The organism is Novosphingobium sp. (assembly GCF_965229225.1).
Taxonomy (GTDB): domain Bacteria; phylum Pseudomonadota; class Alphaproteobacteria; order Sphingomonadales; family Sphingomonadaceae; genus Novosphingobium.
Genome location: NZ_OZ245867.1, coordinates 3,560,265 through 3,582,629, shown reverse-complemented (window position 1 = coordinate 3,582,629; position 22,365 = coordinate 3,560,265). Strand labels below are relative to the sequence as shown.

The window sequence follows — 22,365 nt, the reverse complement described above, 5'->3', positions numbered from 1 at the left end:
TGACTGATCAGTTCGCGGTCGCGGGTGCGGCAAGCGGGAAGTGGGGGATCGCCACGTCCACCAGCGAGCCATCGGCCCGCTCCATCGTGTAGTGGCCTTCCATGCTGCCATGCGGCGTGCCGAGCGGGCAGCCCGAAACATAATCATGGGCCGCACCGGGGGCGAGCAGCGGCTGTTCGCCCACCACCCCGTCCCCATCGACGAAGTTGATCATCCCCCGCCCATCGGTGATCCGCCAGTGCCGCGTGAGCAGGCGTATCGGTTGGTCAGAGCCGTTTTCGATCCGGATATGATAGACCCAGAACCATTTGCCGGCATCGATGCGCGACTGTTCGGGCAGGAAATTGACAGCGACGCGCACTGTCACTCCCTCCGTCACGGCAGCATGCTGGAAGAGCTGTTTCATGAGAGCCAAGCTAACCCAGATTGGCGGCGGTTCCAACGGTGGATTCATCCGTTGCAATGCTTGCTGCAACTTGTGGCAATCTCCACACGGGTTATCACCATGCTTATACGGGCCCCCGCCATTATCTGCGCCTCGCGTGCCCACGGCGAGCATGGCGCGGTGGTGCGCCTGCTGACGGCGGATCACGGCCTGATTGCCGGATACGTTGCCGGCGCGCGCGGGCGGACGCTGCGGCCCGTGCTGATTCCCGGCAATCTCGTCGCCGCCGAACTCAATGCGCGCACGATGAGCCAGCTCCCTTCCGCCAAGCTGGAGCTTGTCACCAGCCGCGGCCCCTGGCTCGGTGAACCGCTGGCGAGCGCAGGGATCGGCTGGGTCACCACGCTCACCGCGCAGAGCTTGCCCGAAGGCCAGCCCTTCCCCGGCATCCATGGCGCGCTTGAAGCGGTGCTCGATGCGATCTGCCATGCCCCCTCGGCGCGCGGCTGGGCCCGTGCCGTCGCCGCCTACGAAGCGCTGCTGCTGCAGGAGATCGGCTATGGCCATGCCCAGCCCCCGCCTGCCGAAGAACTGTGGGAAAGCCTGCTCGCCCGGCTCGATCGGCAGGGCCTTTCCCTCGCGAAGCACCTGCTTGCCGATCCGCGCCGCGATGGTATGGCGGCGCGCGCCATCCTGATCGAGCGATTCAAGCGGATCGATGGCGGCGCGCGTTGAGATTTCTTCCGAGGATGACCTGATGAAGATTGCAGTTCTGCCGGGCGACGGCATCGGCCCCGAAGTCACGCGCGAGGCGCTGCGGGTTCTCGATGCACTGGATCTTGGCATCGAACGCGAAGAGGCCCTCGTCGGCGGCGCGGCCTATCACGCCACCGGCCATCCGCTCCCGCCCGAAACCCTCAGCCTTGCCGAAGCGTCTGACGGTGTGCTGTTCGGCGCGGTCGGCGATCCCACCTGCGATGCGCTGGAGCGCCACCTGCGCCCCGAACAGGCGATCCTCGGCCTGCGCAAGGCCTTGACCTTGTTCGCCAATCTGCGCCCTGCCAAAGTCTTCGCCGGCCTCGAAGGCCATTCCGCGCTGCGCCCCGAAGTCGCCGGTGCGATCGATCTGCTCATCGTGCGCGAACTCAATGGCGACGTTTACTTCGGCGAGAAGGGCTTCCGCACCACCGCCAGCGGCGAACGCGAAGGCTGGGACATGATGTCCTACAGCGAAAGCGAAGTGCGCCGCATCGCCCATGTCGCCTTCCGCGCGGCGCAGGGCCGGGGCGGACGCCTCTGCTCGGTCGACAAGGCCAATGTCCTCGAAACCTCGCAGCTCTGGCGCGACGTGGTGATCGAAGTCGCCAGGGAATACCCGGACGTCGCGCTCGAACACATGTACGTCGACAACGCCGCGATGCAGCTCGTCAAGAGCCCCGGCCAGTTCGATGTCGTCGTCACCGGCAATCTGTTCGGCGACATTCTTTCGGATCAGGCCAGCATGTGCGTCGGCTCGATCGGCCTGCTCGCCTCGGCCTCGCTCGGCGCGCGGCAGACGGCGCATGGCACGTTCGGCCTCTACGAACCGATCCACGGCTCCGCGCCCGATATCGCCGGCAAGGGCCTCGCCAACCCCATCGCCACGATCCTGTCGCTCGCCATGTTGCTGCGCCACTCGCTCGGCCTGGCGGATGCAGCAGACCGCATCGAAGCCGCCGTCGCGCGCACTCTGGCCGATGGCATTCTGGGCCGCGATCTGGGCGGGAGCGCGGGAACGACGGAAATTGGTGACGCGGTGCTCGCAAGGCTGTAAGCGCGCGCTCCATGCTGCAACTTGCTGTCATCCTTCCCACGTTCAACGAACGCAAGAACATCGCGCCCATGGTCGAGCGGCTTAGCGCCGCATTGGGAGACATCGCGTGGGAAGCGATCTTCGTCGACGACAACAGCCCTGATGGCACCGCCGAGGAAGCGCGCCGCATCGGCCGCGACGATCCGCGCGTCCGCGTGATCGAACGCATCGGCCGCCGCGGCCTTGCCTCTGCCGCGATCGAGGGCATGTGCGCCACCGCCGCGCCGATTGTCGCGGTGATGGATGCCGATCACCAGCACGATCCCGCGCTGCTGCCCGGCATGTACGAAGCGGTTCAGGGCGGCGAGTACGATGTCGCCTATGCCTCGCGCTTTGCGGAAGGCGCCAGCACCGAAGCCTGGGGTCGGCCCGACCGCGTCAAGGCCTCGGGCCTCGCCAACCGCATCGCCCGCCGCGTGACGGGCGTGCAGCTCTCCGATCCGATGAGCGGCTTCTTCATGCTCCGCGCCGAAACGCTGCGGGCAGACGCGCACCGCCTGTCCGGCGTTGGCTTCAAGATTCTGCTCGATATTCTCGCCACGGTCGATGCACCGCTGCGCGTCAAGGAATTCCCCCTGAACTTTGCCGCCCGCGCCGAAGGCGAAAGCAAGCTCGATCGCACGGTCGTCTTCGAATTCCTGATCGGCCTCTACGACAAGTGGCTGGGCCGCATCATCCCGACCCGCTTTGCCCTGTTCGGCACGATCGGCGGCCTCGGCGTGATCGTGCACATGGCCGTGCTCGCCTCTGTGCTCGGCGCGTTCGGCCAGAAGATCCTCTACCACAACTGGTCGGACCAGATCGAATTCATCATCGCGCAGACCTCGGCGGCGGTGGTGGCGATGACCTTCAACTTCATGCTCAACAACGAGCTGACGTACGCCGACAAGCGCCTGCGCGGCTTCGTTCCGCTGATGCGTGGCTGGGCCAAGTTCGCGCTCACGTGCTCGGTCGGCCTCCTCGCCAACGTCGGCGCGGCCGCCGCGCTGATGCGCATGGGCTTCCACGCCTATCCGGCCGCCATCGTCGGCATCGTCGTGGGCTCGGTTTGGAACTTCGCGCTTTCCAGCAAGTTCGTCTGGGGCAAGTACTGAGCAGCGCGGAAAAATAGGGACTGTCCCCTTTTTTCTTGGGGACTGTCCCTATTTTTCCGCGCCGCCCTACCGCCAGCTATCGAGCCACGTATAATCCCGATACGAAAGCTTCCCCGGCAGCGCCGCAGCGGACAGGATCGGGTAAAATCCCACAAACAGCATCGCCGATAGCACCACTGTCAGCGCCCCTGGCAAGCGCCGACCCTGCTCCCACCACCCGGCCAGCACCAGCGCCAGCGCCGCCATCAGGAACACGCTGGCCAGCGTGTAGTGGTAATAGAACTGCACCGGCTTGCCGTTGATCGCCCAGAAGATCAGGCTCGCGATATAGAGCACCACCACCGCGCCGCGCAGCCGGTCCCCCTTGCGCACCCCGGCCCACAGGCACAGCAGCAGCGCAGGCAGGCCAGCCAGCATCGTGAACGGATTGCCGATCATCAGCACCCCGCGCTGCGCCCCGTCCCACGGGGCGTAGAAGAACCAGATCGGGCGGATGTTGAACACCCATTGCCACCACCGGCTCTGATAGAGATGCGGCTTCACCACGCTGTCCTGCAGCTTGAGCATGTAGCTCTGCCACGGGATCAGCCCTTGCACGGTCAGCGGCTGCACCTTGTAGAAGAATGCCGGCGCGAAGGTCGCGAAATAGGCGAGCAGCGGCACCAGCCCAAGCCACGCTGCGGCTTCCAGCAGCGAAACCCCTGGCACCGGCCCCGCATCCCGCGCAGTGAGCAATGCGCGCCGCCGCCCCGCCAGCGCCCACCAGCGGTCCCACGCGAACAGCAGCCCCGGCAGCGCGAGGATCGGGGCGCCGTTCCACTTACCGCCGAGCGACAGGCCCAGAAACACCCCGCATAGCGCCAGATGCAGCCGGCTCCCCTTCCGCCACGCCAGCGCCGCCTGCCAGAAAGCCAGCGCCAGCATACTTGCCATCGCCATGTCGAGCATCGCGATCCGGCTCAGCACGAACCACAGGAAATTGGTTGCAAACAGCAGGCCGAACAGCAGCGTCGCGCTTCGCGAAAGGCTTGCCCACCACATCGCGCGCATCGCAGCGAAAAGCCCCAGCGTGCCCAGCAGCGCGTTGGGCAGCCGCCAGCCGAACGGGTTGTCGCCGGCCGTCAGCATGCCCAATGCGATGAATTCCTTGCCCAGCAGCGGATGCTCGGGATTGAGGCGGCTGGTGAGGTCGATCAACCGCCGCGCGGCGGGCAGGTAATGCACCTCGTCGAACATGATCTTCGAAGGCGTGCCCAGCCGGTGCAGCACCAGCACGAGGAAGGCCAGCGTGATCGCCACGCACCACACCAGCGGATCGCCTGTCGTGCGGCGCGGGCCGGTAAAGGGCGCGGTTATGCGGGAAAGCAAGGACATGGGCCGGGCGCGCATACTCCGTTCCGCCCCCCAAGGGCAATGGTCCGGCTTGCACCGCCGCCCCCGCAAATCTAAGGGCATACGCCATGAAACGCACCACCGGACAGGACCGCTCGATCACCGCCCACTGGCGCCCCGCAACGCAGGCCGTGCGCGGAGGCACCTGGCGTTCGGAAATGGGCGAAACGTCCGAGGCTCTCTTCCTCACCTCCGGCTATTCCTACGATGATGCCGCCACCGTCGCCGCGCGCTTTGCCGGCGAAGACGACGGCATGACCTATTCGCGCCTGCAGAACCCCACGGTGCAGATGCTGGAAGAGCGTATCGCCCTCCTCGAAGGCGCCGAAGCCTGCCGCGCACAGGCGAGCGGCATGGCCGCGATGACCACCGCGCTGCTCTGCCAGCTCTCAGCCGGGGACCACATCGTCGCCGCCAAGGCCGCGTTCGGTTCGTGCCGCTGGCTGGTCGACAACCTGCTGCCGCGCTTCGGCATCAGCGGCACCACGATCGACGCGGGCGACAACGCCGCGTGGGAAGCCGCGATCCGGCCCAACACCAAGGTCTTCTTCTTCGAAAGCCCAGCGAACCCGACGATGGACCTCGTCGATCTGGAGTTCGTCTGCACGCTGGCCCGCCAGCACGGCATCACGACGGTCGTCGACAACGCCTTCGCCACCAGCGCGCTCCAGCGCCCGCTCGATTTCGGCGCCGACGTCGTCGCCTATTCGGCCACCAAGATGATGGACGGACAGGGCCGCGTGCTGGCAGGCGCGGTCGCGGGCTCGGCGGAGTTCATCAACGGCAAGCTCCTCCCCTTCCAGCGCAACACCGGGCCGAACATCGCCCCGTTCAACGCGTGGGTCGTGCTCAAGGGCCTCGAAACGCTCGACCTGCGCATCCGCCGCCAGAGCGAAAATGCGCTGAAGGTCGCGAGCTTCATCGAAGGCCGCCTGCCAACTGTGCGCTACCCCTTCCTGCCGAGCCACCCGCAATATGCGCTGGCGCAGAAGCAGATGCAGGCGGGCGGCTCGATCATGAGCCTCGAAGTGCCAGGTGGACGCCCGCAGGCGCACGCCCTGCTCGATGCGCTGAAGCTCGTCGATATCTCCAACAACATCGGCGATTCACGCTCGCTGATGTGCCACCCGGCCTCGACCACCCACCACGGCGTCGGCCCCGAAACCCGCGCCGACATGGGCGTGACCGAGGGCATGCTGCGGCTCAACGTAGGGCTGGAAGATCCGGACGACGTGATCGCGGATCTGGATCACGCGCTCAAGGCGGCCGGGCTTTAAGGAAGGGCGTTTCTCGCAGAGGCGCAAAGGAAAAGAAGACCGCAGAGATGCCGCTTGGAACCCCGGCGTCAGCCGGAGAATAGAAGGCGGCGTCGATCATGAAAGCGGCTTCGCCGCGCTTCACGACCTCTTCGCGACCTTTTTCCTCTGCGTCTCTGCGAGAAACCTCTTCCTCGCGAAGCCTTCAGCCCGCCAACTTCGCCTCAAGCGCCTCAACGCGCGCCTTCAGCGCCTCGGCTTCCTCGCGCGCGGCGGTGGCCATGTCCTTCACGACCTCGAATTCCTCGCGGCTGACGAAGTCCATCCCGCCGAACGTCTCGCGCAGCTTCTCGCGCGCGGTTTCGCCTGCTTCGCGGCCCATGCCGGCAAGCGTACCGGCAGCGCTGTTCAGCAGCTTGACGAAATCGGCGATCATCGGGTTCTCGGACTGCATGGATCTGGCCTTCTGGACGAATTCACTGCCCCGCAGATGGCGCTTCACGCCGCGCGGCGCAAGGCGTGATCCCGGGCAAAATCATATCAGGCGTTATCAGATCTGCACGCGCACCGCAGCGCCGGTTCCCGCCGCGCCATCGGCCAGCGGGTTGAGCGCGAGGAACTGGTAATTGAGCGCCGCCGCAAAGCAGATCCACGCCAGATAGGGCAGCAGCAGCGCCGCCGCGGTTGGCCGCACGCGCCAGAACAGCAGGGTCATCAGCAGAGTCAGCACGATCATCACACCGATGATGCCGAGCGCCATGGTCATGCGGTGCATGCCAAAGAACACCGGGCTCCACGCCAGATTGAGCACGAGCTGCAGCGCGAAGACGGCGACGGCAAGGCCCCGGCCCGGCGCGCCGCGTGCGGACGCCACCATCGCCAGCGCCACCCCGATCAGCACATAGAGCATCGACCAGACGATCCCGAAGGTCGCCGGCGGCGGGTAGAGCCCCGGCTTCGCCAGCGCCGCAAACCAGGGATTCTCCGGGCCCGCGTCCGCAAGAATGCTGGAGAGGAATCCGAGCCCGAGCACCGAAGGCACCGTGAACAGCGACCAGCGCAGCAGGCTGGCACGCAGCTGGGCAGGTGAAGCAAGATAACGCATGTGCTCGAAGTGTCCCCCCGGAGCGCTCCGGTAAAAAGCGATTCGTTGCCAGAACAGCCGGTGGATAGTGGCTGCGCTGCGGCATATAGGCAATCTCCGCAAGCACGCGGTGCCCCAAGGCGGGACAGTCGGTGCTCTACGCGCCCGGATGGAGCGCCGAAATCAGGAACTCCACGTTGCCTTCCGGCCCGGTGATCGGGCTCGTCGTGATGCCCTGCACGATCCAGCCCTCGCCTTCGAGCCAGTCCCGAACCTCATCGCAGACGCGCGCATGCAGCGCGGCATCGCGCACCACGCCGCCCTTGCCCACCTCGCCGCGCCCCACTTCGAACTGCGGCTTGATCAGCGCCACCACCCGCGTTGGCCGTGCCGCCAGCGCCAGCGGTACTTCCAGCACCTTGCGCAAGGATATGAAGCTCGCGTCGCACACCACCCAGCTCGCCGGCCGGTCGATCTGAGCCGGGGTCAGGATGCGCGCGCTGGTCTGCTCGAGCACGGTCACGCGCGGGTCTTGCCGCAGCTTCCACGCCAGCTGGTTCGTGCCCGAATCGACCGCGAAGACATGCGCCGCGCCGCCCGTCAGCAGCACGTCGGTAAATCCGCCGGTTGAACTGCCGATGTCCATCGCGGTCACCCCCGCCGGATCGAGCCCGAACTGCGCCAACGCGTGCGCCAGCTTGATCCCCCCGCGCGAAACCCAGGGATGATCGCGCCCGCGCACCTCGATCGGCGCATCGGCAGCCAGCGCATGGCCCGCCTTCACCAGCTTGGTCTCGCCCGAATAGACGTGCCCCGCCAGAATCAGCGCCTGCGCGCGGGCGCGGCTCTCGGCCAGGCCGCGCTCCACCAGCAACTGGTCGATGCGCACCTTTGCCTTGCCGGATGGCGATTTGCCCGGTGTTGATGCAGAGCTTCTTGAGGTCACCGCCGCTCTCTTCCATACCCGGGGCATGAAGATCAACCTCGCGGCCTTGCAAATCGCATCTGTCCTTGCCCTCGGAGGCTGCACGGTCCTGCCGCCGCAGCCCGCCCCCGCACCGCGCGGAGGCACCGCTACGCCCGCGCCAAAGCCGCAGCTGCCCGCCCCGCCGCCGCGCCCCGCCCCGCCGCAGCCCCAGGCTCCGCGCGCGGACGCCGCCAACTGGCGCGATCTGCCGCAAACGCCCGGCAGCTGGACCTACAGCGCCGAGAGCAGCGGCAGCGCGGTCCGCTTCGGGCAACCCGGCGCTGGGCCACTGCTGGCGATCCGCTGCGATCGCACCCGCCCGGCCATCATCGTGCAGCGCGCTGGCTTCGGCACTGGCACCGTGCCCGCCACGATCACCACCAGCAGCACCTTGCGCCGCCTGACCGCCACCCCCACCGCCAGCGCAGCCCAGAACGCGGCTGTTGCCTTCGAAATCACCTTTGCGGTGCGCGATCCGCTGCTCGATGCAATCGCCTTCAGCCGGGGCCGTTTCATGCTCGAAATGGGCGGCGCGCAAACGCTCGTGCTCCCCGTCTGGTCCGAGGTTGGCCGCGTGATCGAGGATTGCCGCTGAAGGAAAAGCACCTTGGCGGACTTATCCACCAAACCAGCGCGAAGCCCCAATTCTGACCGCAAAAAAATTCAATGCAAGTCTTGTTCTTGGCCCCGTGATGAATCACATTCTCCCCAAGGCCGGTACAGGGCTGCAATCCCCCGGTCGAGCCGCACACCGATGTCAACAAGATCGGGGAGGCGGCACTTTGGCTCAACAGCGCGAAAGGAGGTGATCCGATGTCTCATGGTTCAGCAGAGGGGTCGGCATTGCGCATCGCGGAGCATTATCGCTAGTTTGTTCAAGCGATAAAGGCACCGTGGGCGGCACTTCCGGCCGCTGACCATGCGAAGGGCCGCTTCCGATTGCCGGAAGCGGCCCTTCACATTTGTTGCAAATCTCTTGCCATTTGCGCAACAATCGTTCACGGAGCGTCGCGCACCTAACAATCCCAAAGGACCGCCCTGATGGCGACGCCCGCTTCCGCTGCCCCGATGACCTTCACGCACGTCCCCCATCCCGCCCCCATGGCTCCCGATGTGCGTGCCGAAATCCTCGCGAACCCCGGCTTCGGCACCGCGTTCTCGGATCACATGGTCTCGATCCTCTATGACGAGGGCAAGGGCTGGCACAGCGCCGAAGTGGTCCCTTATGGCCCGATCCCGCTCGATCCCGCCGCCGCCGTGCTTCACTATGCGCAGGAAATCTTCGAAGGGCTGAAGGCCTATCGCCTGGCTGATGGCGGCATCGCCCTGTTCCGCCCTGAGGCCAACGCCGCGCGCTTCAACGCCTCGGCCGAGCGGCTCGCCATGCCGACTTTGCCCGAAGGCCTGTTCACCCGGGCGGTCGAGGAACTGGTCAAGGCGGACAAGGACTGGTTCCCGACCGTCGAGGGCGGCTCGCTCTACCTGCGCCCCTTCATGTTCGCGAGCGAGGCGTTCCTCGGCGTGCGCCCCTCCAAGCAGTACCGCTTCCTCGTGATCGCGAGCCCGGCCGGCAACTACTTCAAGTCGGGCGCCCCCGCAGTCTCGCTCTGGGTCAGCGACTACAGCCGCGCCGCGCCCGGCGGCACGGGCGCTGCCAAGTGCGGCGGCAACTATGCCGCCAGCCTCGTCCCCACTGCCGAAGCTTTTGCGCGCGGGCACGATCAGGTGCTGTTCCTCGATGCGGTCGAGCGCCAGTGGATCGAGGAACTGGGCGGCATGAACCTGTTCTTCGTCTTCGCCGACGGCACGATGGTCACGCCCCCGCTCGGCGGCACGATCCTCCCCGGCATCACCCGCGAGAGCCTGATTCTGCTCGCCCGCGAGGAAGGCCTCACCGTGCGCGAGGAGCGTTATTCGCTCGCGCAGTGGCAGGCGGACGCAACCTCGGGCAAGCTGACCGAAACTTTCGCCTGCGGCACCGCCGCCGTGGTCACGCCCGTCGGCAAGGTCACCAGCAGCACCGATAGCTTCGTGATCGGCAGCGGCGGCCCCGGCCAGCTCACCCAGAAGCTGCGCCAGCGCCTCGTCTCGATCCAGCGCGGCGAGGCTGCGGACACCCACGGCTGGGTGCACCGCATCGGCTGAAGCTGATATTGCCAAGGCCCACGCGCCATGGCATCGCCTCGTCCTTAATCGCCCTGCCAAACAACGTGGTGCGCGGCGTTAGGGAGAGCTTTGCGATGAGCATTTCGTTCAAGGACAAGGTCGCGATCGTCACCGGCGCAGGCGGCGGTATCGGCCGTGAATACGCGCTCGAACTCGGCCGCCGCGGTGCCAAGGTCGTCGTCAACGATCTCGGCGGCGCGCGCGATGGCACCGGCCACTCGGACGCCGCGCTGAAGGTTGTCGAGGAGATTCAGGCTGCTGGCGGCGAAGCCATGTCCAATGGCGGCTCGGTCACCGAATTCGAGCAGATGGCCGAAATGGTCGCCCGCGCGAAGGAAAAGTGGGGCGGCGTCCACATCCTCATCAACAACGCCGGCATCCTGCGCGACAAGAGCTTCACCAAGATGGACCCGGCGGACTTCGAGATGGTCGTGAAGGTCCACCTCATCGGTTCCGCTTTCGCCACCAAGGCCTGCTGGGACCTGATGCGCGAACAGAACTATGGCCGCATCCTGATGACCGCCTCGTCCACCGGCCTGTTCGGCAATTTCGGCCAGGCCAACTACGGCGCGGCCAAGCTCGGCCTCGCGGGCCTCACCAAGACGCTCTACCTCGAAGGCGCGAAGAACAACATCAAGGTCAACACGCTGGCCCCCGTCGCCGCCACGCGCATGACCGAGGACATCTTCCCCGAGGAAGCCTTCAAGCTGTTCGGCCCGGAAAACGTCGTCCCCGCTGCGCTGTTCCTCGTCTCCGACGACGCCCCCAGCAACGCCATCGTCGGCGCGGGCGCAGGCGCCTATCACTCGGCATGGGTCACGATGAACAAGCCCGTCCTGCTCCCGCTGAACGCGCGCACCGTCGAAGACTTCGCCGCGCACTGGGACCAGATTTCGGACCGCACCGGCGATTTCGTGCCCCAGTCGGGCGCGCAGCAAAGCCAGGCCATCCTCGTCGAGCTTCAGGCCGCAATGAAGCGCTGATCTCAACCGGGCGCGGGGGCGGTCATGACGGATCACGATCGTCTCATGGCCGCCCTGCGCTGGCGTGCGCTCCTGCTGCAGACTGCACTCACGCTCTACATCGGCGCCACGCTGATCGCGTTCGGAGCGGGTGCCGTGCTGGTTAACAACCTAGATGGCATGGTGCGGCTCGGTGCCGCGCTGGTCGCCGCGCTCATCTTCAGCACCCCGACGCTCGTGCTCGTCCTCCTCGCCGGACTGGTCTGGGTCTGGCGCGCACATGCCAACCTGCGCGATCTCGGCATTCCGGATCTGCGCTACAGCCCTGTCTGGGCGACCGGCAGCTGGCTGGTACCATTTGCCAACTTCGTCGTGCCGAGGCGTGCGATGCGCGAACTGTGGAACCGCAGCGCGGGCGAAGACCAGTACCAGGCCGAACAGGAAGTCACCGCGATCACGGGCTGGTGGTCATGCCTCCTTGGTGGAGCCCTGTTCCAGGCCGTCTTCCTGATGACCTTGAGCCTCGACACGCTGCCCGGCGTGCGGGTGATCACTTCGCCAGCTCTCATCATGATCATCGGCGGACTTGGCATGGTGCTGCTGCTGGCCTCCGCCGTGATGCTGTTTCAGGTCGTGCTGCAGATCACGCGCAGCCAGAAGGCCCTGGTGCGGACCTCGGGCGTGTTCGACTGAGCTACCCTGCCGGGCACGCGCCGCGCGTTGCCCCGGCCAGTTGCATCGTGCGCAGCCGCGCCTGCACTTCGGCCTCATCCAGCACCCGCACCGCCCCGGTGCGCGCATCGATCAGCAACGGCGCCGCACAATCGCCGCGCAGAACCGCGCGCTGCCCTTTCTCGGGCAACATCAGCACCATCCTTGAATCCGCATCGCGGTAGACGGCCCGCAGGACCGGAGTGCCTTCGTCGGCCTTCTTCCGAGCAGCGGTCGAAGCGTTGCAAGCAGCAAGCGCCGCCACGCCGAACAGTCCCGCCGCGCGCATCAAATGCACCAGATGCCCCCGACTCCCCGCCGCGCCTTGTCGTCGGTGGGCGAAGGGATTGGCTGTCAATCCTCGACGATCTTCAGCAGCTTGCGCTCGAGCACCGAAAGCACCCCCGCCAGCTCATGCCCGCGCTTGAGCACTTGCCCGGCCTCGCCAAACAGCGTCCACATGCCCTGCTTGGCTCGCAGTGCCGGGCGCTTCTCGATCCGCGCCGTGGGCCGTTCTGCCGTTCGGCGGAAGGCGGCAAAGCTCGCCGCATCCTTGCCAAAGCTCATCGCATAGTCGCGCCATTCCCCAGCGGCGACCATGCGGCCATAGAGATCGAGAATGCGCATGAGTTCGGGCCGTTCAAAGCCGACTTGCGGCTCGGTACGGCTTTGCGGGAATGGCAGCACAGAAGGGCCAGGACCGCCCGCATCGGCGCCGCCCTGCACGCTCAGCTGCGGCTCCTGCGCCGATTGCCGCCGCCGACCGGCGCGGGCGCACCAGTGTTCTCATCCTGCCGTTCGAGCAGTGCGGCGACTTGCGCCTTGAGCAGCGCGACTTCGGCTTCCAGCTCGTCCACCCGGCTCCCGCCAGTCGGTTCGCCCAGAGGCGCACAGGGCTCCTTGCAGGGCGTGCCGTAAGGGATAAAGTCCTTGAGCCAGGTCTCGACCGGCACCAGCGTGGACCGCGCCTTGAGGCCGACCATGGTCGCGCCTTCGGGCACATCCTCGGTCACCACCGCGTTGGCACCGACGCGCGCGCGCGGACCCACGGTGATCGGGCCGAGAATCTGCGCGCCGGAACCGATGATGGCGTTGTCGCTCAACGTGGGATGGCGTTTGCCGGGCACGCCATTGGCCGGATTGGTCCCGCCCAGCGTCACGCACTGGTAGATCGTCACGTTGTCGCCGATCTCGGCGGTCTCGCCGATCACGGTGAAGCCATGGTCGATGAACAGATGCCGTCCGATCTTCGCGCCCGGATGGATGTCGATCCCGGTGAAGAAGCGGGCCAGATGGTTCACGAAGCGCGCGAGGAAAAACATCTCGCGCACGAACAGCCAATGCGCCACGCGGTGCAGGCCGACGGCGTGAAGCCCCGGATAAAGCAGGATTTCCCAGCGCGAGCGCGGCGCGGGATCGCGCGCGCGGATCGAGTCCAGATAGGCGGTGAGGCGTTCGAACATGGCCGCGCTTTTCCCCCTTTTGCGCATTTAAAGCAAGCGCGCCTAGAGAAGCCTAGGTTGCCGTTCAGCCTCGGGCACACCATGCACCCGCTCGGCCAAGGCATCGCGTGCCAGCGATATGGTGACGGCGGCCTTCCGCTCAAGGGACAGGCGATCAATTGTTTCGACCAGTGCCTCGGCGGCGGCATGGCTGCGTTCCAGCCGGGGCAGGAGATAGGCCAGCACCGCCTCACCCAGCGCCAGCCCCCGCCGCGCCGCATGGCTCTCCACTAGCGCGAGGAGCAGGTCATCATCGGGCGCGCCGATCTCGATCATCAGTGCCGAGCCCAGCCGCGAGGCGAGATCGGGCAGCACAACCTGCCACGTCCCCGGCGCCTTGTTCGCAACGATCAGCAGCGGCCGCCCATCGGTCTGCGCGCGGTTCCAGCGGTGAAACACCGCATCTTCCGGCAGGGCGTCGGCATCATCGAGCGCATCGCCCAGCCCGCTCGCGGCAAACCAGCGCGCCAGCAGGCTCTTGCCCGAACGCGGCGGCCCCGCCAGCACGGCGGCGCGATAGGGCCAGTCGGCCGCGCCGGCCAGCAGCGCCAGCACCGGCTCCAGCGAAGGGCCGGTGAGCACGGTCTCGGCGGTGGTCGCCGTGACGAGGGGTAGCGCGATCTGGCTCATACTTACTTGCGAATGCTGAGCGCGGCCGCCCCTTGAGTCACGCGCCAGCCCTGCGCGCGCAAGGCGGCCGCAAGCGCATCGATATCGCCGGCAAAGGTTACGCGCATCACCGAAGTGCCGCCCATGGCAAGGCTGGTGGTCGCCGCTTCCTTGACCCCGTCGACCCGGCGCACCGCGCTCACGCCCGCATCGACCGCTGCTGCATCGGGGGTCACGAACTGCACCGTCACAATCGTGGTCGGCACGGCCGCAGCCGTCGCCACCGCGTCAGGCCCGGCCACCACCGTCGGCGCGGCAGGCGCAGGCCCCAGCTTGGCCACGATGCTTGCCACCAGTGCTGGATCGAGATCGGGCCGCATCGAAAGCGAGGGATCGGGCGCCAATTGCCCCGCCGCCAGCGCGCCGGCATAGAGGCCGTCCAGCCGCGTGATCGCCTCCGCCAGCATCGCGGGAAGCTTGTCCTCGCTCGGCGCCGTCAGTTCGAAACTGCCGATAAACGTGTTGTTTGGCCCATGCCGCGCAGTGAACGTGCCGTGCACCGGCCCGCCCGGCCAGCTCCGCTCCAGCTTGGCGATCGGCATGATCACATCCGAAGCGCCAGCCGAATCGAGCACCAGCCGCCACCAGTTGCGGCTGCGGCGGCTGATCTGCCCCGCCGTCAGCAGCAGCGAATCCGCGCCCGCGCCATTGGGCCGCACATAGTCGATAGCGCTCGCCCCGGTGCGGAACTCGGCCCAGGCCTTCTGCCAGGGTGTGCGCGTCTCGAACACCGAAGTGACGCCGCCTTCGATCAGCACCGGGATCACCAGCAGCGGCGCCGAATGCGCAATCTGGCCCTGCATGCCGAGGTAGCCGCTCGTCCGCGTGCGGTCGAAGATCACCCCCAGCGTTGCGATATAGCGGCGCGGGCCGATCTGTTCCTGCCCCACCACCACGGCGGAAACCATGCCGTCGATCGTGCCGTCATCGAGCGCGGGGGCCGCACCGCCGCCCAGCCCGTTGGACTTCCACAGCTTTTCCCACGCCAGCCGCTGCGCCTGCCGCCAGCCGTTGGCGCGGGCTTCTTCTGCCGTCTTGCCGGTGGTGTTGACCTCGATCCCGCTCACCTCGAAATCGCCATTGCTGGCAATCGGCGCGATGCCGCGGTCGCCCTCGATCTGCGCATAGATCGCCGCGCCCCCGCCCGCGAGCAGCAGGCCGAGCCCCGCAAGCAACGCAAGCCGCGCCCGGCGGCTCAGGTCCGGCAGGAACGTCAGGTTGAGGAAGGGCGAGCGCAGGGCGGCCAAGGGAACTCCATCTGGGAACGCAGGCCTTGCGCTGCATCTTTTCTCGAATGCCGCGCTTTTGCCCAAAGGCAAGTGGAAATCCAAGCGGGAAAGCGCTAGGCGGCTGCCCCATGGCTTCCACCGACGAAACTCCGCAGTCCTACTCCTACGCCAAGGCGGGGGTAGACATCGCCGCCGGCAACGCTCTCGTTAAGGCAATCGGCCCCCTCGCCCGCGCCACCGCGCGCGCCGGCGCCGATGCCGAACTGGGCGGCTTCGGCGCGTTCTTCGACCTGAAGGCGGCGGGCTACAAGGACCCGCTGCTGGTTGCGGGCAATGATGGCGTCGGCACCAAGGTCAAGCTCGCGATCGATCATGACCGGCACGATGCGATCGGCATCGATCTCGTTGCCATGTGCGTCAACGATCTCATCGTGCAGGGCGCGGAGCCGCTGTTCTTCCTCGATTATTTCGCCACCGGCAAGCTCGATACCGGCGTTGCCGAACGCGTCGTCGCCGGCATTGCCGAAGGCTGCCGCATGGCGGGCTGCGCGTTGATCGGGGGCGAAACCGCCGAAATGCCCGGCATGTACGGCCCGGGTGATTACGACCTCGCGGGCTTCTGCGTCGGCGCGGTCGAACGCGGCGAGCAGCTTACGGGTGATCGCGTTGCAGAAGGCGACGTCCTCATCGGTCTCGCTTCCTCGGGCGTGCATTCCAACGGCTATTCGCTCGTGCGCCGCCTCGCCGAAGACAAAGGCTGGAAGCTCGACCGTCCCGCCCTGTTCGACAACGAGCGCCTCCTCATCGATCACCTGATCGAGCCGACCCGCATCTATGTGAAGAGCCTGCTGCCCTTCATCCGGTCAGGTCGCATCCATGCGCTGGCCCACATCACCGGCGGCGGGCTCCTCGAAAACGTGCCCCGCGTGCTGCCCAAGGGCCTCCACGCCCGCATCGATGCCGATGCCTGGGAACAGCCGCGCCTCATGGCCTTCCTCCAGGCGCAAGGCCAGATCGAGCCCGAGGAAATGGCCCGCACCTTCAACTGCGGCGTCGGCATGGTCCTCGCCGTCGCTGCGGACGAGGCTCCCGCGCTCATCGCCGATCTCACCGCCGCTGGCGAAACTGCCTTCCCGATAGGCACGATAGTCGCGGGCGAAAAGGGCTGCACTGTCTTCGGCAGCGCCGAGGCGTGGTCCGCCCGCGCCCCGTGGGAAGCGGTGCATGTCGGCTAACCTGATCCTCCCCATTTGTGCTGCGCAAAAATAGGGAGGATAAGAGGATGACCCGCGCCAAAGTCGCCGTCTTCATCTCGGGCAGCGGCACCAATATGGCCGCGCTGCTCTATGCCAGCCGCCTTCCGGAGTGCCCGTTCGAGATCGTCATCGTGCTCTCCAACAACCCCGAGGCCGGCGGCCTCAAGCTCGCCGCAGCCGAAGGCGTCCCCACTTTCGTCCTCCCCCACAAAGGCGTCCCCCGCGCCGAGCACGATGCCGCGATGGAAGCAGCGGTCCGCCGCGCTGGTGCGCAGTGGATTGCGCTCGCCGGCTACATGCGCATCCTCACCCCCGAATTCGTGGCGCGCTGGGAAGGGCGGATGGTCAATATCCACCCTTCGCTCCTCCCCAAGTACACCGGCCTCCACACCCACGAGCGCGCCATCGCGGCGGGGGACAGCCATGCCGGCTGCACCGTCCACCTCGTCACCGCCGATCTCGATGAAGGCCCGATCCTCGGCCAGATCCCGGTCGCGATCCTCCCCGGCGATACGCCAGACAGCCTCGCAGCCCGCGTCCTCTTCGCCGAACACCAGCTCTACGCCCGCTGCCTTGCCGCATTCGTCACGCGCGAAGCCGATCCCGCCTGGCTTACCGAACAGGTGCGCCAACGCGCCATGCAGCTTCCCGAAGCCGAGGAAAGCCTGAGCCACGGCATGGCCTGCTTCGGCATTGTCAAAGGCAAGAAGTTCGCCTGGGTCAGCGCCGACCACCACGGCGACCGCAAAGTCGCCCTGCTCGTCAAGATCAGCGGAGTCGACGAGCAGGAACAGCTCATCGAAAGCGATCCCGATCGCTTCTTCCGCCCGGCCTATTTCGGCGATGGGTGGATAGGTATTCGTCTTGACCTCGGCGACGTTGACTGGGACGACATATCCGAATGGCTGCACCGCTCGTGGCTGGCCGTGGCGCCGCGCAAGCTTGCGGCGATGATGGAATTCTGATCGCAGCCCTGCCCCGGCTGCGGGAGCCGCCAATGCCCAAAACCTCGCTTTCCCCGCTGCATCGGCTCTATGTCCACTCCGCCCTGCAATCGTTTGTGGAAGCAGGCGGCGGCATCTTCATCGCCGGCTTCCTCGTCAGCCGCGGCTTTTCCTTCCCGGCGGCCCTCGCCAGCTTCGCGCTGATCGTCCTCTCGCGCCTTGCCTTGCGCGGCCTTGTCCTGCCGCTGGCGGTGCGCTTCGGCGTGCGCAACGTGCTGCTGATCGGCATCGCCGTCCGCGCGGTCAGCTTCGCGCTGCTCCCGCTGGTCCACGAAGTCGGCCCGCTCCTCGCGCTCTTCCTCGCCGTCAGCGGCCTTGGCAGCGTGCTCTACTGGACGGCATGGCACGGCTTCCTTCCCGTGCTGACCGACACCGGGCGCGGCGGCCAGCAGATCAGCGTGCAGCAGGCGACCAGCGCGCTGGTGGGCATCGCCGCCCCTGCGCTCGGCGGTCTGCTCCTTGCGCATGGCGGGCCGGGAATTGCCTTCGCGGCGATCACCGTGCTGCAACTCGCCAGCGCCCTGCCGCTCCTCGGCGCGCCCAATCCCACGATCGACCCTGCCGCCGTGCTCGAACCCGGCGTCGCCAGCTACGCACGCCGCCTCTATCTGGGTGAGGGCTTCCACGCGGGCTGCTCGGTGGTGATCTGGAACCTCGCGCTGTTCGCTACGCTGGGCGAGCATTTCGACCAGTTCGGCGCCGCGATGGCCGCCGCCGGACTTGCCGCCGCCGCCGGCAGCCTGCTCGTCGGCCGCCTGATCGACAGCGGGCACCCACGCCACTCGCTCGTCATCGCCTATGGCGCTGCCGCACTCGCGCTTGCCGCCAAGGGCACCGCGCTTGGCCATCCGCTCCTCGCCGTCGCGGCCACCGCGCTCGGCGCGCTCGTCGTGCCGATGACCAGCACCGCCATGCTCGCCCCGCTCTACGCGATGGCGCGGCAGAGCCCCTGCGTGCTGCGCTTCTCGATGGCGACCGAAGGCGGTTGGGACCTCGGCTGCTCCGCCGCATGCCTCACCGCCGCAGCCCTGCTGGCAAGCGGCGCGGGTTTCCACCTGCCCATCCTGCTCGGCCTTGCCGCCATCGCAGCCATGGCCCGGATGCTGGACCGCTGGTACGCGCGGCAGCCCGCAGCGACCTGAAGCCGATGGGGTTGGTCTCTGTACCGCCCCGCCAGATCGGATTGTTCTATGATCGACGCTTCGTCAGCAGCAAACTATGCTCGCTCCATGGTCCGTTCGCTCCTCACCAGCATCGCTTGCATTGCCGCCCTTTCTGTCACGAGCGCGCTGGCGGCTAAGCCCGCACCCGCACCGCCGGCGATCATCGATCTGACCGGCGAGTACACACGCTTCTACCACGAGACCGAAGGTCAACCCGCGCCGCTGCGCGTGGCGAAGTTCAAGCAGTTGATGGAAAAGAGGTTCCCCGGCTTCTACAGCGAGACGCGACTTGATGTTCCGGCAGCGAAGTACGACTCGTGGGTGACAAGGTCGTTTGAAGACTTTCCGGCGATTGAGAAGAAATTCACGGCGCGAGCGGCGGCCCTGCCAGCCGCATTCGCGATCGCAATCCGCGACTTTGCCCGCACTTTCCCTGACGCTGGCGCGCTCCCGCCGATTTATCTCGTCCACAGCCTCGGCGAGATGGATGGGGGTACGCGCGAGATTGGCGGAAAGACCGTGCTCGTCTTCGGCGCCGATGTGATCGCCCAGGTACACAAGGACAATGCCAACGAGCGACCGTTTTTCGAGCACGAACTATTCCACACCTATCACGAGCCGCGCTTCGCCGAGTGCAAGCCGCTGTGGTGCGCGCTGTGGGAGGAAGGTCTCGCAACGTACGTCGCCGATCAGCTCAATCCTGGTGCCACGAACAGCGAATTGCTTTTGACGGATGATATGCGCCGCCAGATCGACGCAAACCGCGTGGCCGCCGTCTGTGCCGTGCGGCAGCGCGTGATGTCCGAAGAAGGCAACGACTATTCCGCGCTGTTCAACGGTGGTCGCAACTTGCCCGGTCTGCCCCAGCGCGCTGGCTATTATGTCGGCTACCTGGTTGCCAAAGGCCTCGGCGAAGGCCGGACCCTGTCCGAACTGGCTCGCTGGGATCAGGCCACTGCCCGGCCGCACATTCTTGCCGAGCTTGCAAAGATGGCTCCCGACTGCCCGGCAACGGGGTCCTGATCGCAGCCGGCCGCCGCCTAGATCTCGCTGATATCCACCACCGGCCGATCCTCGCGCGTACCGCGATAGCGCGCATCGGGATCGCTCTCGCCCGGCGAGATCACCACGTGGTCATCATGCACCTCGAGCAGCGTGCCGACGAACGGCATGCCCTCGAGGCTCCCCGTCACGCGGTAGCTCACATGATCGCCCACCTTGAACGTGGCGGGATCGAAATTGAACTCGAACGGGCACGACCCGTCCCCCATCCCCAACATAACTTCTCCCGAAACGCAAAGGGCCGCCGGATCACTCCGGCGGCCCCTGCTATAGCAACCTGCGCTTGGCAGATCAGCCGACGATTTCTTCCGGCTTGAAGAAGTAGGCGATCTCGATCGCGGCGTTCTCGTCGGAATCCGAACCGTGGACGGTGTTGGCTTCGATCGATTCGGCCAGTTCCTTGCGGATCGTGCCCGGCTCGGCATTCGCCGGGTTGGTCGCGCCCATGATGTCGCGGTTGCGCTGCATGGCGTTCTCGCCTTCCAGCACCTGCACCACGACCGGGCCCGAGATCATGAACTCGACCAGATCGTTGAAGAACGGACGCTCGCGGTGGACGGCATAGAAGCCCTCGGCCTGCTCGCGGCTCATGTGGATGCGCTTGGAGGCAACGACGCGCAGGCCGGCTTCCTCGAGCATCTTGGTGACAGCGCCGGTCAGATTGCGGCGCGTGGCATCGGGCTTGATGATCGAAAAGGTGCGGGTAACCGCCATGGGATGTTCCTTGCGTTTTATGGGAGGCTTTTGGCTGGCCGCGCCACTAGCGGGGAAATTGCTGCGCTGCAAGGTTGTGGGCGTCAGCGCGGCCCTTCCAGCCACTTGCCGCCTTCCTGCCGCCAATATTTGCGCTCCGCCCCCTCACGCGTCCCAAGCATCCGCCAGGTCGCCCGCGCATCGTCGATCCGCTCGGGCGGAAACAGCAGGAAGACTCGCGACGCGCCGTCGAACTCGCGCCACACGCCGTCCGCCAGCGCCAGATAGCGCGCGCCGTTGGCGGGCAGCGGCTCGTGCGAAAGCAGGATCGGCTGTCGCGCATCGTGCTCTCCGCCCGCCATGCCGTGGGCGAGGAAGCTTTCGGGAATGCGCGTCCACAGCGCCTCGCTGATCCGGCCAAGCTGTCCAGCATCCTCCGAAACCACCAGCAACCGCTCGCCCGCACCCAGCGTGCCCTGCGCAAGGCGGGGCAGCACCAGTTCCGCCGGATCGCGCGAAAGCTGGTAGAAATCGACCCGCATGGTCAGATCGGATCGTCGAGCGAACGGGCAAGCGGTGTGAAGCTCTTCGGGCCCTGCTCGGTCATCACCCAGCAGTCCTCCAGCCGCATCCCGAATTCACCGGGGATATAAAGCCCCGGCTCGTTGGAAAAGCACATGCCCGGTGCCAGCGGCGTGCTGTCATTGCCAACGAGGTAGGGGCTTTCGTGGCCGTCCATCCCGATCCCGTGGCCTGCGCGGTGTGAAAGGCCCGGCAGCGCGAAGCCCGGCCCCCAGCCCTCGCCCTCATAGAACCGGCGCACCGCCGCATCGAGCGCGCTGACCGGCGTACCCACCTTCGCCGCGCCAAACACCATGTCCTGCCCGCGCCGGATCGTGTCCCACACCTTGCGTTGCCGCACACTCGGCTCACCGAAAACCAACGTGCGCGAAATGTCGGACTGATAATCCTCGACCACGCACCCGCAGTCCATCAGCACGACCGAGCCTTCGCGCACCACTTGCGGCGTCTTGGAGCCATGCGGGTAGGCGCTCGCCTCGTTCAGCAGCACCAGCGCGAAATCATTCTCCGCACCCATGCGGGTCGTTGCCGCGCCCACCAGGCTGCCGATGTCGCGCGCCGTCATGCCCTTCTGCATCACAGCATGCGCCTCGCGCAGCGCGGCCAGCGTCACCGCATTGGCGATCTGCATCAGCGCCAGTTCGGCAGGCGATTTGATCTGGCGGCAGGCATTGACCAGCGCCGCGCCCGAAACGACTTCGAACCGCCCCTCGCGCGCCAGCCCTTCGGTGATGAAGGCCCGCGTCGTCTGCTCGACAGCGACCGGCCCGCTGCGCCCTTTGAGTGCGTCCGCGATCAGCGCAAAGGGGCTGGCATCCTCGTGCCAAGTGCGCAGATCCGCCGGCACCGCCAATGTCTCGCGCACCGAAGGCGCCTCGAAGAACGGCGTGACGATGATCGGCTGCCCCTTGGCGGGAATCACCGCTGCCGTGATCCGCTCCGATCGCGACCAGCGGATGCCGGTAAAGTAAGTCAGGCTGCTCCCGCTCTCCACCAGCAGGGCGGCAACCTTCTGCTCGGCCATCAGCCCCTGCACTTTGGCGATGCGCGCCATGCGCTCGGCCGGGGTGATCGGCACCGCCGCATCGGCAAGTCGGGCGGGGGCCGCCGCCCGCGCGCCCATCGGTACCATCGCCAGCGCTGCTGCGCCGCCCGCACCTGCCAACACGCCGCGCCGCGACCAAGTCATGCCGCTTTCCCCTTCCCCGAGCGGCAGCGATCCGAACAGAACTTCACGTTGTCCCAATCGCGTTCCCACTTCTTGCGCCAGGTGAAGGGGAGGCCGCAGGCGGCGCAGAGCTTGCTCGGCAAGTCCGCCTTGCGGCGCATCTTCGGC

The 22,365-nt window shown here is 66.8% G+C and carries 27 protein-coding genes; 12 read left to right on the top strand and 15 right to left on the bottom strand.

Annotated features, from left to right (window positions below):
• Nucleotides 1-7 precede the first annotated feature (7 nt).
• Nucleotides 8-406: a Co2+/Mg2+ efflux protein ApaG gene (gene apaG, locus ACO06X_RS16890; protein WP_421837362.1), complete on the bottom strand. Its 399-nt coding sequence runs from the start codon at nt 404-406 to the stop codon at nt 8-10.
• A 99-nt stretch (nt 407-505) separates the two neighbouring features.
• Between apaG and recO the strand changes: the two genes are divergently transcribed.
• From recO to ACO06X_RS16875, 3 genes are read left to right on the top strand one after another with little or no spacing between them, the layout of a single operon-like run.
• Nucleotides 506-1,120, top strand: coding sequence for a DNA repair protein RecO (gene recO, locus ACO06X_RS16885; protein WP_421837361.1), 615 nt, complete (start codon nt 506-508; stop codon nt 1,118-1,120).
• 22 nt (nt 1,121-1,142) lie between these two features.
• On the top strand, nt 1,143-2,198 hold the full coding sequence (leuB, locus tag ACO06X_RS16880; protein ID WP_421837360.1) for a 3-isopropylmalate dehydrogenase: 1,056 nt from the start codon (nt 1,143-1,145) through the stop codon (nt 2,196-2,198).
• Nucleotides 2,199-2,209: 11 nt separating this feature from the next.
• Nucleotides 2,210-3,331 (top strand): glycosyltransferase, encoded by a 1,122-nt coding sequence (locus ACO06X_RS16875; protein WP_298168584.1) that lies wholly within the window; start codon nt 2,210-2,212, stop codon nt 3,329-3,331.
• Nucleotides 3,332-3,397: 66 nt separating this feature from the next.
• On the opposite strand, the gene ACO06X_RS16870 is transcribed toward ACO06X_RS16875, so the two are convergent.
• Nucleotides 3,398-4,705 carry a phospholipid carrier-dependent glycosyltransferase gene (locus ACO06X_RS16870; protein WP_421837359.1) on the bottom strand — a complete coding sequence of 436 codons (1,308 nt, stop codon included), beginning with the start codon at nt 4,703-4,705 and terminating at the stop codon, nt 3,398-3,400.
• 86 nt (nt 4,706-4,791) lie between these two features.
• Here ACO06X_RS16870 and ACO06X_RS16865 point away from each other — a divergent pair, with 86 nt between their 5' ends.
• Nucleotides 4,792-6,000: a trans-sulfuration enzyme family protein gene (locus tag ACO06X_RS16865; RefSeq protein ID WP_421837358.1), complete on the top strand. Its 1,209-nt coding sequence runs from the start codon at nt 4,792-4,794 to the stop codon at nt 5,998-6,000.
• A gap of 184 nt (nt 6,001-6,184) precedes the next feature.
• Here the strand turns inward: ACO06X_RS16865 and ACO06X_RS16860 are convergent, their stop codons facing one another.
• The 3 genes from ACO06X_RS16860 to ACO06X_RS16850 form a co-directional block, all read right to left on the bottom strand.
• Nucleotides 6,185-6,433 carry an accessory factor UbiK family protein gene (locus ACO06X_RS16860; RefSeq protein ID WP_421839937.1) on the bottom strand — a complete coding sequence of 83 codons (249 nt, stop codon included), beginning with the start codon at nt 6,431-6,433 and terminating at the stop codon, nt 6,185-6,187.
• 96 nt (nt 6,434-6,529) lie between these two features.
• The gene (locus ACO06X_RS16855) at nt 6,530-7,084 is read right to left on the bottom strand and encodes a TspO/MBR family protein (RefSeq protein WP_421837357.1); all 555 of its coding nucleotides are present in this window, start codon (nt 7,082-7,084) and stop codon (nt 6,530-6,532) included.
• 136 nt (nt 7,085-7,220) lie between these two features.
• On the bottom strand, nt 7,221-8,009 hold the full coding sequence (locus ACO06X_RS16850; protein WP_421837356.1) for a TlyA family RNA methyltransferase: 789 nt from the start codon (nt 8,007-8,009) through the stop codon (nt 7,221-7,223).
• A 25-nt stretch (nt 8,010-8,034) separates the two neighbouring features.
• Here ACO06X_RS16850 and ACO06X_RS16845 point away from each other — a divergent pair, with 25 nt between their 5' ends.
• From ACO06X_RS16845 to ACO06X_RS16830, 4 genes are all read left to right on the top strand, one after another.
• Nucleotides 8,035-8,625: a hypothetical protein gene (locus ACO06X_RS16845; protein ID WP_421837355.1), complete on the top strand. Its 591-nt coding sequence runs from the start codon at nt 8,035-8,037 to the stop codon at nt 8,623-8,625.
• Nucleotides 8,626-9,071: 446 nt separating this feature from the next.
• The gene (locus ACO06X_RS16840; RefSeq protein ID WP_421837354.1) at nt 9,072-10,175 is read left to right on the top strand and encodes a branched-chain amino acid aminotransferase; all 1,104 of its coding nucleotides are present in this window, start codon (nt 9,072-9,074) and stop codon (nt 10,173-10,175) included.
• A 95-nt stretch (nt 10,176-10,270) separates the two neighbouring features.
• A complete protein-coding gene (locus ACO06X_RS16835; RefSeq protein ID WP_421837353.1) occupies nt 10,271-11,179 on the top strand; it encodes an SDR family NAD(P)-dependent oxidoreductase in 909 nt (302 codons plus the stop codon).
• A 24-nt stretch (nt 11,180-11,203) separates the two neighbouring features.
• Nucleotides 11,204-11,851 carry a DUF4328 domain-containing protein gene (locus ACO06X_RS16830; protein WP_421837352.1) on the top strand — a complete coding sequence of 216 codons (648 nt, stop codon included), beginning with the start codon at nt 11,204-11,206 and terminating at the stop codon, nt 11,849-11,851.
• 1 nt (nt 11,852) lies between these two features.
• Here the strand turns inward: ACO06X_RS16830 and ACO06X_RS16825 are convergent, their stop codons facing one another.
• From ACO06X_RS16825 to ACO06X_RS16805, 5 genes are read right to left on the bottom strand one after another with little or no spacing between them, the layout of a single operon-like run.
• A complete protein-coding gene (locus ACO06X_RS16825; RefSeq protein ID WP_421837351.1) occupies nt 11,853-12,167 on the bottom strand; it encodes a hypothetical protein in 315 nt (104 codons plus the stop codon).
• A 56-nt stretch (nt 12,168-12,223) separates the two neighbouring features.
• Complete coding sequence (locus ACO06X_RS16820) at nt 12,224-12,556, bottom strand: DUF2794 domain-containing protein (RefSeq protein WP_421839936.1); 333 nt, start codon at nt 12,554-12,556, stop codon at nt 12,224-12,226.
• A 41-nt stretch (nt 12,557-12,597) separates the two neighbouring features.
• Nucleotides 12,598-13,332 carry a serine O-acetyltransferase EpsC gene (epsC, locus tag ACO06X_RS16815; protein WP_421837350.1) on the bottom strand — a complete coding sequence of 245 codons (735 nt, stop codon included), beginning with the start codon at nt 13,330-13,332 and terminating at the stop codon, nt 12,598-12,600.
• 42 nt (nt 13,333-13,374) lie between these two features.
• Nucleotides 13,375-14,001 (bottom strand): HdaA/DnaA family protein, encoded by a 627-nt coding sequence (locus tag ACO06X_RS16810; RefSeq protein WP_421837349.1) that lies wholly within the window; start codon nt 13,999-14,001, stop codon nt 13,375-13,377.
• Nucleotides 14,002-14,003: 2 nt separating this feature from the next.
• Nucleotides 14,004-15,287: a heavy-metal-associated domain-containing protein gene (locus tag ACO06X_RS16805; RefSeq protein WP_421837348.1), complete on the bottom strand. Its 1,284-nt coding sequence runs from the start codon at nt 15,285-15,287 to the stop codon at nt 14,004-14,006.
• A 110-nt stretch (nt 15,288-15,397) separates the two neighbouring features.
• Here ACO06X_RS16805 and purM point away from each other — a divergent pair, with 110 nt between their 5' ends.
• Genes purM through ACO06X_RS16785 form a run of 4 tightly spaced genes read left to right on the top strand, consistent with a single transcriptional unit; the run spans nt 15,398 to nt 19,715 of the window.
• Entirely contained in the window at nt 15,398-16,504 is a 1,107-nt protein-coding gene (purM, locus tag ACO06X_RS16800; RefSeq protein WP_421837347.1) for a phosphoribosylformylglycinamidine cyclo-ligase, read from the top strand.
• A gap of 47 nt (nt 16,505-16,551) precedes the next feature.
• Nucleotides 16,552-17,490 (top strand): phosphoribosylglycinamide formyltransferase, encoded by a 939-nt coding sequence (gene purN, locus ACO06X_RS16795; protein WP_421837346.1) that lies wholly within the window; start codon nt 16,552-16,554, stop codon nt 17,488-17,490.
• Nucleotides 17,427-18,671, top strand: a complete 1,245-nt coding sequence (locus tag ACO06X_RS16790) for an MFS transporter (RefSeq protein WP_421837345.1) — start codon at nt 17,427-17,429, stop codon at nt 18,669-18,671. The genes purN and ACO06X_RS16790 overlap by 64 nt, the downstream gene beginning before the upstream one ends.
• A gap of 48 nt (nt 18,672-18,719) precedes the next feature.
• Entirely contained in the window at nt 18,720-19,715 is a 996-nt protein-coding gene (locus tag ACO06X_RS16785; protein WP_421837344.1) for a hypothetical protein, read from the top strand.
• 17 nt (nt 19,716-19,732) lie between these two features.
• Here the strand turns inward: ACO06X_RS16785 and ACO06X_RS16780 are convergent, their stop codons facing one another.
• The 5 genes from ACO06X_RS16780 to ACO06X_RS16760 all read right to left on the bottom strand — a co-directional run bounded on the left by ACO06X_RS16780 (nt 19,733) and on the right by ACO06X_RS16760 (nt 22,358).
• Complete coding sequence (locus tag ACO06X_RS16780; RefSeq protein ID WP_421837343.1) at nt 19,733-19,972, bottom strand: hypothetical protein; 240 nt, start codon at nt 19,970-19,972, stop codon at nt 19,733-19,735.
• Between the two features lie 73 nt (nt 19,973-20,045).
• A complete protein-coding gene (gene ndk / locus ACO06X_RS16775; RefSeq protein WP_067908053.1) occupies nt 20,046-20,468 on the bottom strand; it encodes a nucleoside-diphosphate kinase in 423 nt (140 codons plus the stop codon).
• Nucleotides 20,469-20,551: 83 nt separating this feature from the next.
• A complete protein-coding gene (locus ACO06X_RS16770) occupies nt 20,552-20,989 on the bottom strand; it encodes a DNA polymerase III subunit chi (protein ID WP_421837342.1) in 438 nt (145 codons plus the stop codon).
• Nucleotides 20,990-20,991: 2 nt separating this feature from the next.
• On the bottom strand, nt 20,992-22,218 hold the full coding sequence (locus ACO06X_RS16765; RefSeq protein WP_421837341.1) for a M24 family metallopeptidase: 1,227 nt from the start codon (nt 22,216-22,218) through the stop codon (nt 20,992-20,994).
• Nucleotides 22,215-22,358 carry a DUF2256 domain-containing protein gene (locus ACO06X_RS16760; protein ID WP_421839935.1) on the bottom strand — a complete coding sequence of 48 codons (144 nt, stop codon included), beginning with the start codon at nt 22,356-22,358 and terminating at the stop codon, nt 22,215-22,217. Before ACO06X_RS16760 ends, ACO06X_RS16765 begins: the two co-directional genes overlap by 4 nt.
• Nucleotides 22,359-22,365 lie beyond the last annotated feature (7 nt).

What these genes read in the sequence shown, in the direction of transcription:
- apaG (WP_421837362.1), bottom strand. Translation starts at nt 406, where the DNA reads ATGAAACAGCTCTTCCAGCATGCTGCCGTGACGGAGGGAGTGACAGTG.
- recO (WP_421837361.1), top strand. Translation starts at nt 506, where the DNA reads ATGCTTATACGGGCCCCCGCCATTATCTGCGCCTCGCGTGCCCACGGC.
- leuB (WP_421837360.1), top strand. Translation starts at nt 1,143, where the DNA reads ATGAAGATTGCAGTTCTGCCGGGCGACGGCATCGGCCCCGAAGTCACG.
- ACO06X_RS16875 (WP_298168584.1), top strand. Translation starts at nt 2,210, where the DNA reads ATGCTGCAACTTGCTGTCATCCTTCCCACGTTCAACGAACGCAAGAAC.
- ACO06X_RS16870 (WP_421837359.1), bottom strand. Translation starts at nt 4,705, where the DNA reads ATGTCCTTGCTTTCCCGCATAACCGCGCCCTTTACCGGCCCGCGCCGC.
- ACO06X_RS16865 (WP_421837358.1), top strand. Translation starts at nt 4,792, where the DNA reads ATGAAACGCACCACCGGACAGGACCGCTCGATCACCGCCCACTGGCGC.
- ACO06X_RS16860 (WP_421839937.1), bottom strand. Translation starts at nt 6,433, where the DNA reads ATGCAGTCCGAGAACCCGATGATCGCCGATTTCGTCAAGCTGCTGAAC.
- ACO06X_RS16855 (WP_421837357.1), bottom strand. Translation starts at nt 7,084, where the DNA reads ATGCGTTATCTTGCTTCACCTGCCCAGCTGCGTGCCAGCCTGCTGCGC.
- ACO06X_RS16845 (WP_421837355.1), top strand. Translation starts at nt 8,035, where the DNA reads ATGAAGATCAACCTCGCGGCCTTGCAAATCGCATCTGTCCTTGCCCTC.
- ACO06X_RS16840 (WP_421837354.1), top strand. Translation starts at nt 9,072, where the DNA reads ATGGCGACGCCCGCTTCCGCTGCCCCGATGACCTTCACGCACGTCCCC.
- ACO06X_RS16835 (WP_421837353.1), top strand. Translation starts at nt 10,271, where the DNA reads ATGAGCATTTCGTTCAAGGACAAGGTCGCGATCGTCACCGGCGCAGGC.
- ACO06X_RS16830 (WP_421837352.1), top strand. Translation starts at nt 11,204, where the DNA reads ATGACGGATCACGATCGTCTCATGGCCGCCCTGCGCTGGCGTGCGCTC.
- epsC (WP_421837350.1), bottom strand. Translation starts at nt 13,332, where the DNA reads ATGTTCGAACGCCTCACCGCCTATCTGGACTCGATCCGCGCGCGCGAT.
- ACO06X_RS16810 (WP_421837349.1), bottom strand. Translation starts at nt 14,001, where the DNA reads ATGAGCCAGATCGCGCTACCCCTCGTCACGGCGACCACCGCCGAGACC.
- purM (WP_421837347.1), top strand. Translation starts at nt 15,398, where the DNA reads ATGGCTTCCACCGACGAAACTCCGCAGTCCTACTCCTACGCCAAGGCG.
- purN (WP_421837346.1), top strand. Translation starts at nt 16,552, where the DNA reads ATGACCCGCGCCAAAGTCGCCGTCTTCATCTCGGGCAGCGGCACCAAT.
- ACO06X_RS16790 (WP_421837345.1), top strand. Translation starts at nt 17,427, where the DNA reads ATGGCTGCACCGCTCGTGGCTGGCCGTGGCGCCGCGCAAGCTTGCGGC.
- ACO06X_RS16785 (WP_421837344.1), top strand. Translation starts at nt 18,720, where the DNA reads ATGATCGACGCTTCGTCAGCAGCAAACTATGCTCGCTCCATGGTCCGT.
- ACO06X_RS16780 (WP_421837343.1), bottom strand. Translation starts at nt 19,972, where the DNA reads ATGTTGGGGATGGGGGACGGGTCGTGCCCGTTCGAGTTCAATTTCGAT.
- ndk (WP_067908053.1), bottom strand. Translation starts at nt 20,468, where the DNA reads ATGGCGGTTACCCGCACCTTTTCGATCATCAAGCCCGATGCCACGCGC.
- ACO06X_RS16770 (WP_421837342.1), bottom strand. Translation starts at nt 20,989, where the DNA reads ATGCGGGTCGATTTCTACCAGCTTTCGCGCGATCCGGCGGAACTGGTG.
- ACO06X_RS16765 (WP_421837341.1), bottom strand. Translation starts at nt 22,218, where the DNA reads ATGACTTGGTCGCGGCGCGGCGTGTTGGCAGGTGCGGGCGGCGCAGCA.
- ACO06X_RS16760 (WP_421839935.1), bottom strand. Translation starts at nt 22,358, where the DNA reads ATGCGCCGCAAGGCGGACTTGCCGAGCAAGCTCTGCGCCGCCTGCGGC.